The 18,605-nt window shown below is 43.1% G+C and carries 14 protein-coding genes, 1 other RNA gene and 2 other annotated features; of the genes, 14 read left to right on the top strand and 1 reads right to left on the bottom strand.

Features of this window, described 5'->3' with window-relative positions:
- Window positions 1-9 precede the first annotated feature (9 nt).
- The 7 genes from ACZYRN_RS01160 (at window position 10) to ACZYRN_RS01190 (ending at window position 7,820) form a co-directional block, all read left to right on the top strand.
- The gene (locus ACZYRN_RS01160; RefSeq protein ID WP_488909671.1) at window positions 10-525 is read left to right on the top strand and encodes an adenine phosphoribosyltransferase; all 516 of its coding nucleotides are present in this window, start codon (window positions 10-12) and stop codon (window positions 523-525) included.
- Window positions 526-641: 116 nt separating this feature from the next.
- Window positions 642-2,840, top strand: coding sequence for a RelA/SpoT family protein (locus tag ACZYRN_RS01165; RefSeq protein WP_488909672.1), 2,199 nt, complete (start codon window positions 642-644; stop codon window positions 2,838-2,840).
- 17 nt (window positions 2,841-2,857) lie between these two features.
- Window positions 2,858-3,301, top strand: coding sequence for a D-aminoacyl-tRNA deacylase (gene dtd / locus ACZYRN_RS01170; protein WP_488909673.1), 444 nt, complete (start codon window positions 2,858-2,860; stop codon window positions 3,299-3,301).
- Between the two features lie 122 nt (window positions 3,302-3,423).
- Window positions 3,424-3,631: a binding site (T-box leader), on the top strand.
- A gap of 60 nt (window positions 3,632-3,691) precedes the next feature.
- On the top strand, window positions 3,692-4,969 hold the full coding sequence (hisS, locus tag ACZYRN_RS01175; RefSeq protein WP_488909674.1) for a histidine--tRNA ligase: 1,278 nt from the start codon (window positions 3,692-3,694) through the stop codon (window positions 4,967-4,969).
- Window positions 4,970-6,742 carry an aspartate--tRNA ligase gene (gene aspS / locus ACZYRN_RS01180; RefSeq protein WP_488909675.1) on the top strand — a complete coding sequence of 591 codons (1,773 nt, stop codon included), beginning with the start codon at window positions 4,970-4,972 and terminating at the stop codon, window positions 6,740-6,742. It begins immediately after the preceding gene.
- Window positions 6,743-6,834: 92 nt separating this feature from the next.
- A non-coding RNA gene (gene ssrS, locus ACZYRN_RS01185) (6S RNA) lies at window positions 6,835-7,021 on the top strand.
- Between the two features lie 37 nt (window positions 7,022-7,058).
- Entirely contained in the window at window positions 7,059-7,820 is a 762-nt protein-coding gene (locus ACZYRN_RS01190) for a tRNA threonylcarbamoyladenosine dehydratase (RefSeq protein WP_488909676.1), read from the top strand.
- Between the two features lie 214 nt (window positions 7,821-8,034).
- Here the strand turns inward: ACZYRN_RS01190 and ACZYRN_RS01195 are convergent, their stop codons facing one another.
- A complete protein-coding gene (locus ACZYRN_RS01195) occupies window positions 8,035-9,303 on the bottom strand; it encodes a replication-associated recombination protein A (RefSeq protein ID WP_488909677.1) in 1,269 nt (422 codons plus the stop codon).
- A 196-nt stretch (window positions 9,304-9,499) separates the two neighbouring features.
- Between ACZYRN_RS01195 and cymR the strand changes: the two genes are divergently transcribed.
- The 7 genes from cymR to alaS all read left to right on the top strand — a co-directional run bounded on the left by cymR (window position 9,500) and on the right by alaS (window position 18,595).
- On the top strand, window positions 9,500-9,919 hold the full coding sequence (gene cymR, locus ACZYRN_RS01200; RefSeq protein WP_488909678.1) for a cysteine metabolism transcriptional regulator CymR: 420 nt from the start codon (window positions 9,500-9,502) through the stop codon (window positions 9,917-9,919).
- Between the two features lie 12 nt (window positions 9,920-9,931).
- Window positions 9,932-11,065: a cysteine desulfurase family protein gene (locus ACZYRN_RS01205; RefSeq protein ID WP_488909679.1), complete on the top strand. Its 1,134-nt coding sequence runs from the start codon at window positions 9,932-9,934 to the stop codon at window positions 11,063-11,065.
- 15 nt (window positions 11,066-11,080) lie between these two features.
- Window positions 11,081-12,193: a tRNA 2-thiouridine(34) synthase MnmA gene (gene mnmA / locus ACZYRN_RS01210; RefSeq protein WP_488909680.1), complete on the top strand. Its 1,113-nt coding sequence runs from the start codon at window positions 11,081-11,083 to the stop codon at window positions 12,191-12,193.
- A 146-nt stretch (window positions 12,194-12,339) separates the two neighbouring features.
- Complete coding sequence (locus ACZYRN_RS01215; RefSeq protein ID WP_488909681.1) at window positions 12,340-12,996, top strand: tetratricopeptide repeat protein; 657 nt, start codon at window positions 12,340-12,342, stop codon at window positions 12,994-12,996.
- 15 nt (window positions 12,997-13,011) lie between these two features.
- Window positions 13,012-15,393, top strand: coding sequence for an SF1B family DNA helicase RecD2 (recD2, locus tag ACZYRN_RS01220; RefSeq protein ID WP_488909682.1), 2,382 nt, complete (start codon window positions 13,012-13,014; stop codon window positions 15,391-15,393).
- A gap of 51 nt (window positions 15,394-15,444) precedes the next feature.
- A complete protein-coding gene (locus tag ACZYRN_RS01225; RefSeq protein ID WP_488909683.1) occupies window positions 15,445-15,609 on the top strand; it encodes a hypothetical protein in 165 nt (54 codons plus the stop codon).
- A 54-nt stretch (window positions 15,610-15,663) separates the two neighbouring features.
- Window positions 15,664-15,876: a binding site (T-box leader), on the top strand.
- Window positions 15,877-15,964: 88 nt separating this feature from the next.
- Window positions 15,965-18,595 (top strand): alanine--tRNA ligase, encoded by a 2,631-nt coding sequence (gene alaS / locus ACZYRN_RS01230; RefSeq protein ID WP_488909684.1) that lies wholly within the window; start codon window positions 15,965-15,967, stop codon window positions 18,593-18,595.
- Window positions 18,596-18,605 lie beyond the last annotated feature (10 nt).

Consider the following 18,605-nt stretch of genomic DNA (forward strand, 5'->3'; position numbering starts at 1 on the left):
ACAAGAAAGATGAATTTAAAAGACTATATTAAAATAGTGCCAGATTGGCCAAAGCCGGGCGTGCAATTTAAAGATATTACACCATTAATGGAAAATGGTGACGCATTTCGTTATGCGACAAATCAAATTGTTGAGTATGCACGTGAAAAAGAAATTGATCTTGTGATTGGTCCGGAAGCACGTGGCTTTATCGTTGGCTGCCCGGTAGCGTACTCTCTTGGTATTGGTTTCGCTCCCGTTCGGAAAGAGGGAAAATTGCCGCGTGAAACGATCAAAGTAGAATACGGCCTTGAGTATGGAAAAGATGTATTGACTATTCATAAAGATGCAGTGAAACCCGGCCAGCGCGTGCTGATTACGGATGATTTACTTGCGACAGGCGGTACGATTGAGGCAACGATTAAACTTGTTGAACAGCTCGGCGGTATTGTAGCTGGTATTGCATTTTTAATTGAATTAGAGTATTTGAATGGCCGAGTGAATTTGGATGGATATGATATTTTAACGCTCCTTGCTTACAATTGATTCGATAAAATAGCCCGATTTATAAAAAAAGTGCAGGATAGCTTTACATCCTGTGCTTTTTTTTCGATAATAAGAACAATTAGTTTTTTCGGAAAGGGCGAAGGTGAACAAAGCATATGGCGAAAGACCAGATATTAACCGCCGATCAGGTCATTGACTTGACTCGTACCTATTTGAACGTGGAACACGTCGAATTTGTCCGTAAAGCATATGAATATGCGAAAGAGGCTCATAAGCATCAGTTCCGCAAATCAGGTGAGCCCTATATTATTCATCCGATTCAAGTAGCGGGGATTCTTGCTGATTTAGAAATGGACCCAGCAACGGTGGCTTCAGGTTTTCTGCATGATGTAGTAGAAGATACAGAGGTTACATTACAAGATTTGACTGATGTGTTCAATGCGGAAGTAGCGATGCTTGTCGACGGTGTAACAAAGCTAGGGAAAATTAAATACAAATCCAAAGAGGAGCAGCAGGCGGAAAATCATCGAAAAATGTTTATCGCCATGGCACAAGATATCCGGGTTATTTTAATTAAGCTCGCTGATCGCCTTCATAACATGCGGACATTGAAGCATTTGCCGCAGGAAAAACAGCGCCGCATTTCCAATGAAACATTGGAAATCTTTGCGCCGCTCGCTCATCGTCTCGGAATGTCAAAAATTAAATGGGAGCTTGAAGATATAGCACTCCGATACTTAAACCCGCAGCAATATTATCGGATTGTAAATTTAATGAAGCGAAAGCGCGATGAACGAGAGCAATATTTAGACGATGTAATTGACGAAATGCGGACGGGTCTTAAGAATATGGAAATTACAGCCGAAATCTCTGGCCGTCCTAAACATATTTATAGTATTTACCGGAAGATGGCGATGCAGCATAAGCAGTTTAATGAAATTTACGATTTGCTTGCCGTCCGGATTGTTGTGGACAGCATTAAAGACTGCTATGCAGCATTAGGAATTATTCATACGTGCTGGAAACCAATGCCCGGAAGGTTTAAAGATTACATTGCGATGCCGAAAACGAACATGTACCAATCGCTTCATACGACGATTATCGGCCCGAAAGGTGACCCGCTCGAAGTGCAAATTCGCACAAAAGAGATGCATCGTATCGCTGAATTCGGGGTGGCGGCACACTGGGCATACAAAGAAGGACGCACGGTAGATGAACATTCATCGTTTGAAAAGAAAATGACATGGTTCCGGGAAATTCTTGACTTTCAAAATGAGTCACAGGATGCTGAAGAATTTATGGAGTCATTGAAAATTGATTTATTTTCCGATATGGTGTTTGTTTTTACACCGAAAGGCGATGTATTGGAATTGCCTGCCGGTTCAGTGCCAATTGACTTTGCGTATCGAATTCACTCAGAAATAGGCAATAAAATGATCGGTGCAAAAGCAAATGGTAAAATGGTTACCCTTGATTATAAATTAAAAACAGGCGATATTATGGAAGTGCTCACATCAAAGCATTCGTATGGTCCAAGTAAAGATTGGATTAAAATGGCTCAAACGTCGCAAGCGAAAAATAAAATTCGTCAGTTTTTCAAAAAGCAAAACCGCGAAGAGAATGTTGAAAAAGGCCGCGACATGGTAGAACGTGAAATTAAAGCCATGGAATTTGATGTGAAAGATGTACTGACCCAGCAAAATTTAAAACGCATCGCAGAAAAATTCAATTTTTTAAACGAAGAAGATATGTATGCAGCAGTCGGTTATAATGGGGTTACAGCCTTGCAAGTCGCGAACCGTCTAACAGAAAAATTGCGGAAGCAACGCGATCAAGGAGTGGTTAATCAAGAAGTTGTCAAAGAAATTAAAGTGCCGCCGAGTCCGTCCGCTCAAAAGAAAAATGCCGGTGTGACAGTGAAAGGGATCGACAATTTACTTATCCGTCTATCACGCTGCTGTAATCCGGTACCGGGTGATGATATTGTCGGGTATATTACGAAAGGGCGGGGTGTTTCTGTTCACCGTACAGATTGTCCAAACGTCAAGGTAGAGGATGATACGGAGAATCGGCTTATTTCAGTTGAATGGGAATCGGATGCGGCAAACAAGAAAGAGTATTTGGTGGAAATCGAAATTTCCGGCTACGACCGCCAAGGACTTCTTAACGAAGTACTACAAGCAGTCAGTGAGTCGAAAACGAATATTTCCGCCGTATCCGGGCGGTCTGATCGCAATAAAATGGCAAAAATTGATATGTCTATCTTCATACGCAATGTGAATCATTTGCAAAAAGTAGTTGAACGTGTGAAGCAAATCCCAGAGATTTATGCGGTTCGTCGAATTATGAATTGATCGAAGGTGTTATGCAAATGAAAATTGTCTTGCAACGCAGTAAACGAGCGTCTGTAGCAGTAGATGGGGAAGTAATCGGCCGTATTGAATCGGGTCTTGTTCTGCTTGTTGGTGTCACACATGACGATACAGATAAAGATGTGGCTTGGCTTGCTGAAAAAATTATCAACTTGCGTATTTTTGAAGATGAAAATGGCAAAATGAATGAATCGCTGCTTGACCGCGGGGGTTCGATTTTATCCATTTCGCAGTTTACGCTTTATGGAGACTGTAAAAAAGGCCGCCGTCCAAACTTTATGGCAGCAGCTGGCGGTGAACAGGCTAACGTTTTATATGAACAGTTTAATGACCTGCTACGGGGAAAAGGGGTACACGTGGAAACAGGTATATTTGGTGCTATGATGGATGTATCGCTTGTGAATGATGGTCCTGTCACGCTTATTCTCGACAGCAAAGCATAAAACGTGCTTGAAAAATAAGCGAAAGTTTTTTATAATTCTTTCATCGGGGGCCTGCAGGAAGCAGGTCACAAAGGCGTTGTGACAGGAAGTCACGAATTTAGCCTTTGATCCTTATATAATTATAAAAGCCATTGATGAAGAAAAGTAATGAAAGCCTGACCGGACAGAGAAAAATGCCGAGACTGAGAGCATTTACGGTACATCTTCATGAAAAGACACTTCTGAGGCGTTTTTCTGAACAAGAGTAGGAAAAACCGCGTATTGCGTTATCAAAAAAGTGAAAGCTTCGGCTTTAACGAGGGTGGCACCGCGGAAACTTCCGTCCCTGCAAATAGTTGTAGGGATGGAAGTTTTTTTATGTGCTTATACATACACGAGGGGGAAATGAGCATGTCAGTGAAAGTTCCACGCGGCACGCAAGATATTTTACCAGGACAATCGGAAAAATGGCAGTACATTGAGTCGATCGCAAAAAATGTATGCCGCCGTTATCACTATAAAGAAATTCGCACGCCGATTTTTGAACATACAGAACTATTTACGCGAAGTGTTGGGGATACAACCGACATCGTTCAAAAAGAAATGTACACGTTTGAAGATCGAGGGGAAAGAAGCTTAACCCTTCGTCCAGAAGGTACGGCAGCTGTTGTCCGTTCATTTGTTGAAAATAAAATGTTTGGTATACCGGATCAGCCGACTAAATTATTTTATACAGGACCAATGTTCCGCTACGAACGTCCGCAGTCTGGACGTTATCGTCAATTCGTCCAGTTTGGTGTTGAAGCAATTGGCAGTGAAGATCCGGCGATTGACGCTGAAGTAATGGCGCTCATTATGGATATTTATACGTCAGCAGGATTAAAAAAAATTAACCTCGTCATCAATTCACTGGGCGATGCTGAAAGCCGGAATGCACATCGTAAAGCCCTTATTTCACACTTTGAGCCACGTATCGATGAATTTTGTGTAGACTGCCAGACGCGTCTTCGGAAAAACCCGCTTCGCATTCTTGATTGCAAAAAAGATCGTGATCATGACTTGATGGCCACGGCACCGTCGATTCTTGATTATTTGAATGATGAATCAAAAACATATTTTGAAAAAGTGACGGGTTATTTGGATGCAATCGGTATAGCGTATACAATTGATCCGAAGCTCGTTCGCGGCCTTGATTATTACAATCACACTGCATTTGAAGTGATGAGTGAAGCGGAAGGATTCGGTGCGATTACAACGTTATGCGGCGGCGGCCGTTACAATGGCCTTGTGCAGGATCTTGGTGGACCCGAGTCACCGGGGATTGGGTTTGCATTCAGCATTGAGCGGTTTATTGCGGCTATGGAAGCAGAAAAGGTCGAGTGGCCGGTTGACAGCGGACTAGACTGTTTTATCGTCGCACTCGGTATGGAGGCAAAAGACCGTTCTGTTGCTCTGGTACATGAGCTTCGAACAGCTGGATTTTCAGCAGACCGTGACTATCAGGACAGAAAAATGAAAGCACAGCTGAAAGCGTCTGACCGTCAAAAAGCAAGATTCACGGCTATTCTTGGTGAAGATGAGCTGGCCGAGAATCGAATTACGGTAAAAGATATGGCAGAGGGATCGCAGGACAATGTTCTACTTTCGGAGCTTGCAGATTATCTAAAAACAAAAATGGAGGCGAAATAAATGTTTGGAAGATCATATTATTGTGGTGAAATGACCGAGCAGCATATTGGAGAAGAAGTAACCTTAAAAGGATGGGTGCAGCGCCGCCGTGACTTAGGAAGCGTCATCTTTATTGATTTACGCGACCGTACAGGCATTATGCAAATTGTATTTAATCCGGAAATTTCCCGAGAAGCACTTGCTATCGCTGAAAAAGTACGGAATGAATATGTTCTAGATATTAAAGGGAAAATCGTAAAGCGTGATGCGGAAACGATTAACGAAAACATTGCAACAGGTACGATTGAAGTACATGTAACAGAAATCAATGTATTAAGCGAAGCGAAAACACCGCCATTTATGATTGAAGATGGTATGGAAGTATCAGAGGATATCCGTTTGAAATATCGTTACATGGATCTTCGCCGTCCGGTTATGTTTGATACATTGAAAATGCGCAGTGACGTGACAAAAACAATCCGTGATTATTTAGATGACAGCGGCTTTCTTGACGTTGAAACACCAATTTTAACAAAATCAACGCCAGAAGGTGCGCGGGATTACCTAGTACCTAGCCGTGTTCATCCAGGTGAATTTTATGCATTGCCACAGTCACCACAAATTTTCAAACAGTTATTAATGGTATCTGGTGTTGACCGTTATTATCAAATTGCCCGCTGTTTTCGCGATGAAGATTTGCGTGCAGACCGTCAACCTGAATTTACACAAGTCGATATTGAAGCGAGTTTTATGAGTCAGGAAGATATTATGCAAATGACAGAAGAAATGCTAAAACGTGTTGTAAAGCGTGTGAAGAATGTTGATATTACGGATTCGTTCCAGCGCATGACATACGATGAAGCAATGAACCGTTTCGGATCTGACAAGCCTGATACACGTTTCGGCCTTGAACTTATTGACATGGCGGACGTTGTTCGAGGCTCTGGTTTTAAAGTATTTGCACAAGTTGTTGAATCTGGCGGTCAAGTAAAAGCACTGAACGTACCAGGTGGCGGCATAAAATACTCACGTAAAGACATCGATCATTTGACTGAATTTGCCGCGATATATGGTGCAAAAGGTCTTGCCTGGCTTAAAGTCGAAGAAGATGGATTAAAAGGACCTATTATTAAATTCTTTACAGAAGAAGAACAAGCAAAAATGCTTGAAACAGCCGGCGCTAAAACAGGCGATTTAATTATGTTCGTAGCGGATAAAAAGCAAATCGTTGCGGATGCCCTAGGTGCTCTTCGCCTCAAGCTTGGCAAAGAACTTGGCTTGATTGACGAATCAAAATACAACTTCCTTTGGGTGACAGACTGGCCGCTTCTTGAGTATGATGAAGAAGAAGGGCGCTACTATGCGGCTCACCACCCGTTCACGATGCCTGCCCGTGAAGATTTGGACAAACTTGACTCAGATCCAGGTGCTGTTCATGCGCAAGCGTATGATATCGTCTTGAACGGTTATGAACTTGGCGGCGGTTCAATCCGTATTTTTGAAAGCGATATTCAAGAGAAAATGTTTAAATTGCTTGGTTTCACAGAAGAACAAGCGAGAGAACAATTTGGTTTCTTGCTTGAAGCATTTGAATATGGCGCGCCTCCACATGGCGGTATTGCTTTAGGACTTGATCGAATGGTCATGCTTCTTGCAGGCCGTACAAACTTGCGTGACACGATTGCATTCCCGAAAACAGCGAGTGCGTCATGTGTATTAACAAATGCACCGGGCGAAGTGTCTGAAGCGCAGCTGGAAGAATTGCATTTGCGTGTCCGTCAAACAGCTAAATAAATAAGAAAGAATAATAATTTAAATTTTCTGATTAATACAGATGTCTAGAGTTGACGGCTTAAAAAGCATATGATAATATGTAATCAGAAAGGCGAATCCTGATGTGTACGTTAGTTTTTCTATCTGTTTTGACCGAACGCCATATGTTTAGGGAGTCCGGGTTTTTGGACAGCGCACATGCCCTTTGCGGGGACTTGCAACGCCTGAAGCAGGGCACCCACCTGCGAGTGAGCGGGTTCAAAACATATAATCTTACACGACGGCACAATTGGGGTTCGCCGTCTTTTTTTTATGTCCAAAACAGGAGTGAGTGTATATGCTTCATCAATTTTCACGAAATGAACTAGCCTTTGGAAAAGAAGGACTTGATTTATTAAAGCAAACAACAGTGGCCGTACTCGGAATTGGCGGTGTTGGCTCGTTTTCAGCAGAAGCCCTTGCCCGTTCTGGTGTCGGTCGTTTAATTCTTGTTGACAAAGACGTCATTGATATTACAAATATAAATCGCCAGCTGCCTGCTTTATTATCAACAGTGGGTCAGCCAAAAGCGGATTTAATGAAAGAGCGTATTGCTGATATTAATCCGGAATGTGAGGTTATTGCGCTAAAAATGTTCTATACGGAGGAAACGTATGAACAATTTTTTAACTATAGCCTTGATTTTGTTGTGGATGCTTCTGATACAATTTCATATAAAATTCATTTGATGAAAGAATGTTTAAAACGGGATATACCCATTATTTCTAGTATGGGTGCGGCCAATAAAATGGATCCGACCCGTTTTACCATTGCTGATATTTCCAAAACACACACGGACCCCCTTGCGAAAGTCATTCGGACACGTCTCCGAAAAGAAGGCATTAAAAAAGGTATACCTGTCGTCTTCTCTGATGAAAGTCCAATTGTTATTCGCGAAGATGTGCGTAAGGTGGTCGGCAACGATGATGCGGAAATCCGCAAAGCAAAAATGCCGCCGGCGTCCAATGCGTTTGTACCGTCTGTAGCCGGATTAATTATGGCCAGCTACGTTGTGCGAGAAGTATTAAAAGACATTAAAATAGCCCGTGTAAATGATTAATAGGGGAGTTGTCTCGAATTGATGTATTTTGAGACAGCTCTTTTCTGCTTTTACATGAACGTCTCGGGTTTTTGGTAAATGGAACATCTGTATGCATATGTTCCACTACATAAAAACAGTAGTGCCGACCAATGATTTCGTCAGCACTGCTGTTTTTAGTATACAATTGATTATTTCGTTATAAGAATAGACGAAAAAATGAAAAAGCTAAAAATTATCGTTTTCCTTTTTCAATTTTCTCGTATACACTGGCTAATGCCTGTTCAAATTTACCAGTCATTTTTGGCTCATAGTAGCGTTTGTTTTTTAGCGTATTCGGCAAATATTGCTGAGGGACCCAGCCGTTTTCGAAATCATGCGGATACTTGTAGTCTACGCCACGACCAAGTTTTCCAGCACTTTTATAACTTGCGTCTTTTACGTGAGCAGGTATTTCGCCTGCGCGTCCAGCACGGATATCGGCAAGGGCTGCATCAATCGCTTTATAAGCTGTATTTGATTTTGGAGATAAACAAAGTTCAATAACAGCATTGGCAAGTGGAATACGTGCTTCTGGAAAGCCAGTCCGTTCCGCTGCTTCAATGGCCGCAAGTGTACGGGGACCTGCCTGAGGACTTGCAAGCCCGATATCTTCGTAAGCGATGATGAGTAGACGGCGGGCAATACTAACGAGATCGCCCGCTTCAATCAGCCGTGCTAAATAATGAAGCGCCGCATTGACATCGCTGCCTCTAATCGATTTTTGAAAGCCGCTTAACACATCATAGTGTGCATCCCCATCTTTATCGTGCGCAAAGCTTTTTTGCTGCAAACATTCTTCGGCTGTTTCAAGTGTAACGGAAATGACACCATCTGAGTTTGGCGGTGTTGATGTAACGGCAAGCTCGAGCGCATTTAATGAACTTCGCACATCCCCTCCAGATGCTTCCGCAAAATGATTAAGCGCTTCGTCTGTCACATCGGTTTTGTAGGAACCAAGTCCTCGTTCTGAATCATCAAGCGCACGCAAAAGCAGTTTTTTCACTGCATCCGGTGTGAGTGGCTTCACCTCGAAAATTTGACATCGGCTGCGAATCGCGGGATTGATCGCATGATAAGGATTGCTCGTTGTCGCACCGATCAGTGTAATCATCCCGTTTTCTAAAAACGGCAATAAATAATCTTGTTTTGCTTTATCCAGCCTATGAACCTCATCTAGCAGCAAGATAACTTTGCCTGACATTTTTGCTTCAGTTGCCACAATTTCCATGTCTTTTTTGTTGCTTGTGACCGCATTCAGCATCCGGAACGCATATTTTGTGCTACCGGCAATCGCGCCGGCAATAGACGTTTTCCCGGTGCCAGGCGGTCCGTATAAAATCATCGATGACAATTGCTTTGCATCTGTCATACGGCGAATAATTTTTCCTTTTCCAGTTAAATGATCTTGGCCGGTGACTTCATCGATCGTACGCGGCCGCATCCGGTAGGCAAGCGGCTTCATAAAAACCCCCCAATCATTGTATATTGTCTCACTGTATCATAATCCATAGTATTCCGGCATGTTTTTTGTTCCTATGAAATGGTATACTATGATGAGCAGGTGATGGAACTTATTATGTAATGAATAAAAATGGTGTATAAATGAAGGATATAACAATAGCAAAATACTTGTATGGAAGAAAAAAGAGGTGTAAAAATTGAGGATATCTACTAAAGGGCGATACGGATTAACGATTATGATTGAACTGGCAAAACGACATGGTGACGGACCGACATCACTGCGAGTAATTGCCGGAGCACACAATTTATCAGAACATTATTTAGAGCAGCTGATTGCACCGCTGCGCAATGCAGGGTTTGTCCGCAGCATTCGCGGTGCATACGGTGGATACGTGCTCGGTCATGAGCCAGAAACAATTACAGCAGGTGACATTATTCGTGTGCTTGAAGGACCGATTACGCTTGTTGAAGGCATTGAAGAGGAAGAGCCTGCGAAACGCGAACTATGGATCCGGATCAGTGATGCCATTAAAAATGTGCTTGAAAATACAACGCTTGATGACCTGGCAAACCATACGGCAACCGGCGAATCTGATGCGTACATGTTTTATATTTAACGGGGTGTGAAAATGGACCGAATTTATTTAGATCACGCTGCCACGTCTCCTGTTCATCCGGATGCTGCAAAGGTGATACTTGATGTGTTATCCGACACGCATGGAAATCCATCAAGTATTCATTCTTTTGGGCGTGATGCCCGCCGTGTAGTGGATGAAGCACGAACGACAATTGCAGGCACGCTGCATGCTGGATACAATGATATTATCTTCACCGGGAGCGGTACAGAAGCAGACAACTTAGCTATTTTTGGCACGGCCCGTTTGAAAAAAACAGGTCATATTATTACAACAGCAATAGAACATCATGCTGTCCTGCACGCGTGCAAAGCACTTGAAAAAGAAGGATTTGACATTACATATTTGCCAGTAGATGAATCAGGTGTCGTCAGCGTTCAAGATGTAGAGAAAGCGCTCCGCGAGGATACCATTCTTGTGTCAATTATGTATGGGAACAATGAAACAGGGGCTATTCAGCCTGTGAAAGAAATTGGAGATCTTCTCCGTGAACATTCGGCACTATTCCATGTCGATGCCGTTCAAGCGTATGGTATTTTACCCATTAACGTTCAGGAATTAAATGTTGATTTTCTAGCCATCTCGGGCCACAAAATTAATGGGCCTAAAGGAATTGGTGCCTTGTATGCAAAGGCAGGCTCGCCGCTATCCCCGCTCTTATATGGCGGTGAACAAGAGCGAAAACGTCGGGCTGGAACGGAAAATGTTGCCTCCATTGCTGGAATGGCTGCGGCAGCCTCCATTGCGGTCGAATCGATGGAAAAACGAACCAGTCAATACAAAGAATTAAAATCGATGTTCATTGAAACATTAGAGAAACAGAACATCGATTTTTCGGTAAACAGTAAAGTTGAACAGTCACTTGTACATGTGCTAAACTTATTTTTTCCGGGAGTCGATATTGAAGCTTTTCTTGTCAATCTTGACATGGAAGGAATTGCAGCATCGAGCGGTTCGGCATGTACAGCAGGATCCATCGAGCCATCTCACGTATTAACAGCGATGTTCGGTACAGATTCTGATAAATTACGTTCATCCATCCGATTCAGCTTCGGATTAAACAATACAAAAGAACAAATTGAGCGAGCTGCGGTAAAAACGGCTGAAATCGTCAAGCGGCTCTCATAGAAAGAGAGTGAAGAAATGAAAGCACCGAAAGATACACGAGTTGTAGTCGGCATGTCCGGTGGTGTCGATTCTTCGGTTGCGGCTCTGCTGCTTAAAGAGCAGGGATACGACGTCATCGGCATCTTCATGAAAAACTGGGATGATACAGATGAATTTGGCGTCTGCACGGCGACGGAAGATTATGAGGATGTCATCCGCGTCTGCAATCAAATTGACATTCCATATTATGCCGTCAATTTTGAAAAGCAGTACTGGGATAAAGTATTTACGTACTTTTTAGATGAATATAAAGCGGGACGTACGCCAAATCCGGATGTCATGTGTAATAAGGAAATTAAGTTTAAAGCCTTTTTAGACCACGCTATGAAGCTAGGTGCCGATTATCTAGCGACAGGTCATTACGCAAGAATTGACCGGAGCGGCGGCGAAGTCAAAATGCTGCGCGGTGTTGATAACAATAAAGACCAAACGTATTTTTTAAATCAGCTATCGCAAAGTCAGCTTGATAAAGTGATGTTCCCGATTGGTGAGCTCGAGAAAAAACGCGTCCGTGAAATCGCGGCTGAAGCAGGACTTGCAACTGCTGCGAAAAAAGATTCAACAGGTATTTGTTTTATTGGTGAACGCAATTTCAAAGAGTTTTTAGGCCAGTATTTACCCGCACAGCCGGGGAATATGGTGACCTTTGCCGGTGCGAAAATGGGCCGTCATGACGGGTTAATGTACTATACAATAGGTCAGCGCCACGGTCTTGGCATCGGCGGCTCCGGCGACCCGTGGTTTGTCGGTGGGAAAGATCTTAAGAAAAATGAATTGTACGTGGTGCAAGGATTTGATCACGAAAAGCTATATTCGGATTCATTGACTGCTGTAAATGTTGGTTTTACATCAGATAGGGACATGCCGGATACATTTCGTTGTACGGCAAAATTTCGTTACCGCCAGGCAGATACAGGCGTAACGGTTAAGATGATCGCTGGCGGCCAGGCAAGTGTTACATTTGACGAACCAGTACGCGCCATTACACCGGGTCAGGCTGTCGTCTTTTATGACGGGGACATTTGTCTTGGCGGGGGCACGATCGATGAAGTATTTAAAGAAGGAAAACAGCTTGACTATGTAGGATGATAAAACAATCCCGCCGCTTATGCCCGGCGGGATTGTTTTATTTGAAGGCGATTTATAAAAATAATAGATCGGTTGGCTTAAAGTATTTTTTGGGACATTTACTTGTCTTTGTTATAATGAAAGAAACAACTTTTTCGGAGGATACGATGGACAAAAACGAGCAAGGTATTGAATTTTTAAAAGAAGGAAAATGGGAAGAGGCACTAAAGTTATTTACAGAGCAAATTGAGGAAAAGCCCAATGATTCAGCCGCGTACATTAATTTCGGCCATGTATTAGCTGAAATGGGAAACGACGAACGGGCATTGAAATTTTATAAAAAAGCGGTAGAAGTGGACTCCGCTGCAGGCGCCGCTCATTATGCACTAGGTTCCTTTTATTTCAGTCAAGAGCAATTTGAAGAAGCAGCCAAGTCATTTGAAAAAGCAACCCGAAATGGTATGGATGAAGCCGATGCCTTTTTCATGCTGGGACTGTCGTTTGTACAGCTTGAACAGACCGTTATGGCGCTTCCTTTTTTAATGCGGGCGGTTGAATTGAATGAACAAGATACAGAAGCACGATTTCAATTTGCATTGGCACTCGCTAAAACGGAGCAATACGCGGATGCGACAAGTCAGCTAGAGACCGTGATTGAACAGGATCCAAATCATGCAGATGCCTATTATAATCTTGGCGTCTTATATGCGGGACACCTTGAAAATACAGAAAAAGCGCACGAGTGTTTCGACCATGCACTGGATATTCAGCCGGATCATATGCTCGCTGGATATGGCAAAAAACTGCTTGAAAAAGCAGAATAACGGAGTGGAGGCACGGTGGCACAAGAGAAAAGAGATTTATTTACAGAAGGTGAACAGTTTCTAAAAGGACGGCATATTGTGACGGTTTTTCGGAATACCGAAAACTTTTACACTGTTCTTCGTGTCCGCGTCACGGAAACGGATGGAAATTATGAAGAAAAAGAAGCGGTCGTGACGGGTTATTTCCCCGCTGTTCATGAGCAAGAGATGTATATATTTCATGGTCAATTTAAAGATCATCCACGATTTGGACGCCAGTTTATTGCTAGGACAGCACAAAAAGAAATGCCAAAGACGAAGCAGGGCGTCATCACCTATCTATCCGGCGATCTATTTAAAGGAATCGGTAAAAAAACAGCAGAAATGATTGTTGAAACACTTGGTGAACAGGCGATTTCGAAAATTATTGCAGACCGGACCTGTTTAAAAGAAGTGCCGCGGCTTCCTGTAGAAAAAGCCAACATGTTATACGAAACGTTAATGCAACACCAGGGTCTTGAACAAATTATGATTGCATTAAATGATTTCGGCTTTGGGCCCCAGCTATCGATGAAAATTTATCAAATGTATTTCAATGAGTCATTAAATATTATTCAAGAAAATCCGTATAAACTTGTGGAAGACATTGATGGGATTGGTTTTATCCGTGCAGATGAAATTGGGGCGAAAATCGGGATCAGCGGGGCACATCCGGACCGGCTGAAAGCGGCGATTTTATTTACGCTTGAACAGCAATGCTTACAAGACGGGCATTGCTATGTAGAAGCGGACACGCTTTTAACCCATATAAAGGAACTGCTGGACAAAAGTGCGAATGGCACGGCTGAATTTGACGTTATTGCATCTCGTCTTATCGAACTTGAAGAAGAAGGAAAGGTGTCAGGTGAAGATAAGCGCGTCTATATGCCGTCTCTTTATTTTTCGGAAAAAGGGCTTGTGACGAATATACAGAGAGTGCTCGATCAAGAGTCAAATTCGTTTCCTGAATCTGAATTTTTATTGGCGCTTGGTGAACTCGAAGATCGTACGGGTATATCATACGCACCATCCCAAAAGCGTGCAATTCAAACGGCGCTGTCATCTCCGTTAATGATTTTAACAGGTGGACCCGGTACCGGAAAAACGACTGTTATTAAAGGGATTGTTGAACTATACGGTGAACTGCACGGACTGTCCCTTGATTCGAAGCGGTACGATAAAGAAGAGCCGTTTCCAATTAAATTGTGCGCGCCGACTGGACGTGCAGCTAAGCGAATGATGGAATCGACCGGTCTGCCTGCGGTTACGATTCACCGGCTGCTCGGTTTTAACGGACAGGAAGAGCCAGAAGAAGAAGGAAAAGAAATCGCCGGACGGCTGTTAATTGTGGATGAAATGTCGATGGTGGACATTTGGCTTGCGCACCAACTGTTTAAAGCGGTACCGGATGATATGCAAATTGTGCTCGTTGGTGATGAGGATCAGCTGCCGTCGGTCGGTCCCGGACAAGTATTAAGAGATATGCTGGCATCCCAAGTGATTCCGTCTGTCCGTTTAACGGATATTTATCGACAGGAAGAAGGCTCGTCTATTATTAGCCTGGCGCACAGCATAAAAGACGGCCATGTGCCTGATACGCTTACACAGCCACAAAAAGACCGCTCTTTTCTTCGCTGCCGGACTGAACAAATTCCAGAAGTCATTGAAAAGGTCGTTAAAAATGCAGCAGGAAAAGGATACGAACCCCGTGATATTCAAGTGCTCGCACCGATGTACAAAGGACCTGCAGGCATTGATAAATTGAATGAAGTGCTGCAAAATGTACTCAATCCAAACACAGATGGCCGGCGAAAAGAACTGCCATACGGTTCCATTAAATATCGAATTGGCGATAAAGTGCTGCAGCTTATCAATCAGCCGGAACAAAATGTTTTTAATGGTGACATCGGCGAAATTGTTGCCATCTTTTTCGCAAAAGAAAATACGGAAAAAGAAGATATGATCATCGTCTCATATGAAGGAAATGAAGTAACATATACACGCAATGACTTAAATCAAATAACACACGCATTTTGCTGCTCGATCCATAAATCGCAAGGAAGCGAGTTTCCAATCGTCATTTTACCAGTTGTTAAAAGTTATTACCGGATGCTGCGGCGCAATTTGCTTTATACCGCAATTACGCGAAGCAAACAATTTCTTATTTTGTGTGGTGAAGAAGAGGCTTTTAACATAGGGATAGCCAGAAACGATGACCTTATTCGAAAAACGGCGCTGGCAGAGCGGCTTACAGAAGAGGAAACGTCCTCTTTGCCGCCCGCTGCCGGGAAGTTAACGGAAGAGACATGGATGAATGTGGATCCAATGATCGGAATGGATCGTGTCACACCATACGATTTTTTACAGGTTGAAGCATAAAAGCGCGCCGTATGGACAATACTGCTTTTAAAAGAAGTAGGAGTGAACAGTATGACATATTGTCCGAACTGCGGCAGCCGAGAAGTTGGAAGAATTGGGGCTGGCCAGTTTTATTGCCACGACTGTTGTGTAGAAATGTCTGAACTAGAAGGCGGTCTCGTGATTCATCAAGTGGAAGAAGACGGCTCGCTTAGTCCAATTGATGAATGGTCGTGAGTTTCATTGACAAACGGCCTAATCCTTTTTATAATTCGATTATCAATCTATTTTGACAAATCGGAGAAGGACAAAAGTACATCATAGCCCATTCGATTAGAGAAGAGTTCCCTAGGCTGGAAGGAATTCTGAATGAAGAATGATGGAAAGCTAGGTCCCGAGTGCAGGAAATATTGCCGTATGCCGCGTTAAGGTGTTTGAGAGGCGAGTCATCATAAAGTTGATTCGCAATCAGGGTGGTACCGCGAAGAGGCCTTCGTCCCTGTTAGGGGATAGGGCTTTTTTTGTTGTCTTTTCGTTCTTTTCTCCGATTTATCACAAATTAAATGATACATATTTTGAGGAGGAATTTTTAATGAAAACATTAACCGGCGCTGATATTCGCCGCCTATATTTAGAATTTTTTCAGGAGAAAGGCCATCGTGTGGAACCGAGCGCACCGCTTGTTCCGATTGACGATGCGAGCCTCCTCTGGATTAACAGCGGTGTAGCCACATTGAAGAAATATTTTGATGGACGCATTATTCCAGACAATCCACGCATTACAAATGCACAAAAATCGATTCGTACGAATGATATTGAAAACGTTGGTAAAACAGCACGTCATCATACATTTTTTGAAATGCTGGGGAACTTTTCAATCGGAGAATATTTCAAAAAAGAAGCGATACACTGGGCATGGGAGTTCTTAACAGACGAAAAGTGGATCGGCTTTGAAGCAGATAAATTATCTGTGACGATTCACCCAGAAGATGAAGAAGCGTATTTGATCTGGAAAAATGAAATTGGTGTGCCAGATGATCGAATCATTCGTCTTGAAGGGAATTTCTGGGATATAGGAGAAGGTCCAAGCGGCCCGAATACAGAAATTTTCTACGATCGGGGCGAAGAATATGGCGCTGATGAAAATGATCCTGAATTGTACCCGGGAGGGGAAAATGATCGTTATCTTGAAGTATGGAATCTCGTCTTTTCCGAGTTTAACCATAATCCAGACGGCACATATACGCCGCTTCCGAAGAAGAACATTGATACAGGAATGGGCCTTGAGCGGATGGCATCGGTCGTTCAAAATGTACCAACAAACTTTGATACGGATTTATTTATGCCGATTATCCGTGAAACAGAGCGGATTTCTGGCGAAAAATACAGAGTGAATGCAGAAAAAGACACTGCGTTTAAAGTGATTGCGGACCATATTCGTACGGTTGCCTTTGCTATTGGCGATGGCGCGCTTCCGTCAAATGAAGGGCGTGGCTATGTCCTTCGCCGCTTACTACGCCGTGCAGTGCGTTATGCAAAACAAATTGGCATTAATCGCCCGTTCATGTATGAGCTTGTGCCGGTTGTTGGTAGTGTAATGAACGATTTTTATCCAGAGGTGATGGAAAAATCAGCCTTTATTCAAAAAGTGATTAAAAATGAAGAAGTAAGATTCCATGAAACATTAAATGAAGGGCTGGCGATTTTGTCTTCTGTTATTGAAAAAGCGAGAGCAGCCGGCTCTGATACTATTGCCGGTGCAGATATTTTCCGCTTATACGATACGTACGGTTTCCCCGTTGAGCTGACAGAAGAATATGCAGAAGAAGAAGGAATGAAAGCTGATCACGCAGGATTTGAGCAAGAAATGAAGCAGCAGCGTGAACGCGCCCGTGCAGCTCGTCAAGATACGGATTCGATGCAAGTTCAAGGCGGTATACTATCAACGATTAAGACGGAAAGCACATTCACATACGATTGTCTCACTGTTGACACGAAAGTCGCGGTCATTATAAAAGACGGAGTGATAGTTGATGAGGCCCATGAAGGCGATGAAATTCAATTTATTTTGAAAGAAACACCATTTTATGCTGAAAGCGGCGGACAGATTGCTGATAAAGGCGTACTAGAATCTGATGCAGTGCGCGTTGCGGTGAAAGATGTGCAAAAAGCACCGAATGGTCAAAATGTGCATCACGCAGTTGTAGAAACCGGTACATTAATAGCAGACAGCAGTGTTAAAGTGAAAGTGGATGTACTGTCACGAGGAAAAATTATTAAAAACCATACAGCGACACATTTGATGCATCAAGCGCTAAAAGATGTGCTAGGCACACATGTAAATCAAGCAGGTTCACTCGTTGATCCAGACCGTCTTCGTTTTGACTTTTCGCATTTTGGACAAGTAACAGCAGAAGAACTTGCGCAGGTCGAAACAATCGTCAACGAAAAAATTTGGCAAGGGATGGCAGTGGAAATAGCCTTTAAACCAATTGCAGAAGCGAAAGCGATGGGTGCAATGGCATTGTTCGGTGAAAAATATGGAGATATCGTCCGTGTTGTATCGATAGGAGATTATAGCTTAGAGTTATGTGGCGGGTGTCATGTGATCAATACAGCAGAGATCGGTCTCTTTAAAATCCTGTCTGAAAGTGGTATTGGTGCGGGTACACGCCGTATTGAAGCCGTTACAGGTAAAGGCGCCTTCCTTTATTTGAACAATCAGGCACAACTGTTGAAAGAAACCGCAACGAAACTAAAATCAAATCCGAAAGATATTTTAGTGAAAGTGGAGAGTATTCAGACAGAGTTAAAAGAATTACAACGTGAAAATGAATCACTTTCAAAGAAATTGTCTAACATAGAAGCAGGGAGTTTAACAGACCAAATTCAAATGATTAATGGTGTCCAGCTTCTTGCCGTAAGCGTACAGGCTTCAGATATGAATACACTGCGTACAATGGCAGATGAATTGAAACAAAAAGTGACACCTGGAATCATCGTGCTTGTTGCTGCAGCAGAGGGCAAAGTAAATGTGGTCACTGCTGTGACAGGTGATTTAACAGAAAAAGGATACCATGCGGGTAAACTTGTAAAAGAAGTAGCAGGACGTCTCGGCGGTGGCGGTGGCGGACGCGCAGATATGGCACAGGCTGGCGGGAAAGATCCGTCAAAAATGGAAGAAGCATTAAAATGTGCCGAGGAATGGGTGAAATCCATTTGAATATATCGTT

The organism is Domibacillus sp. F004 (genome assembly GCF_057814295.1).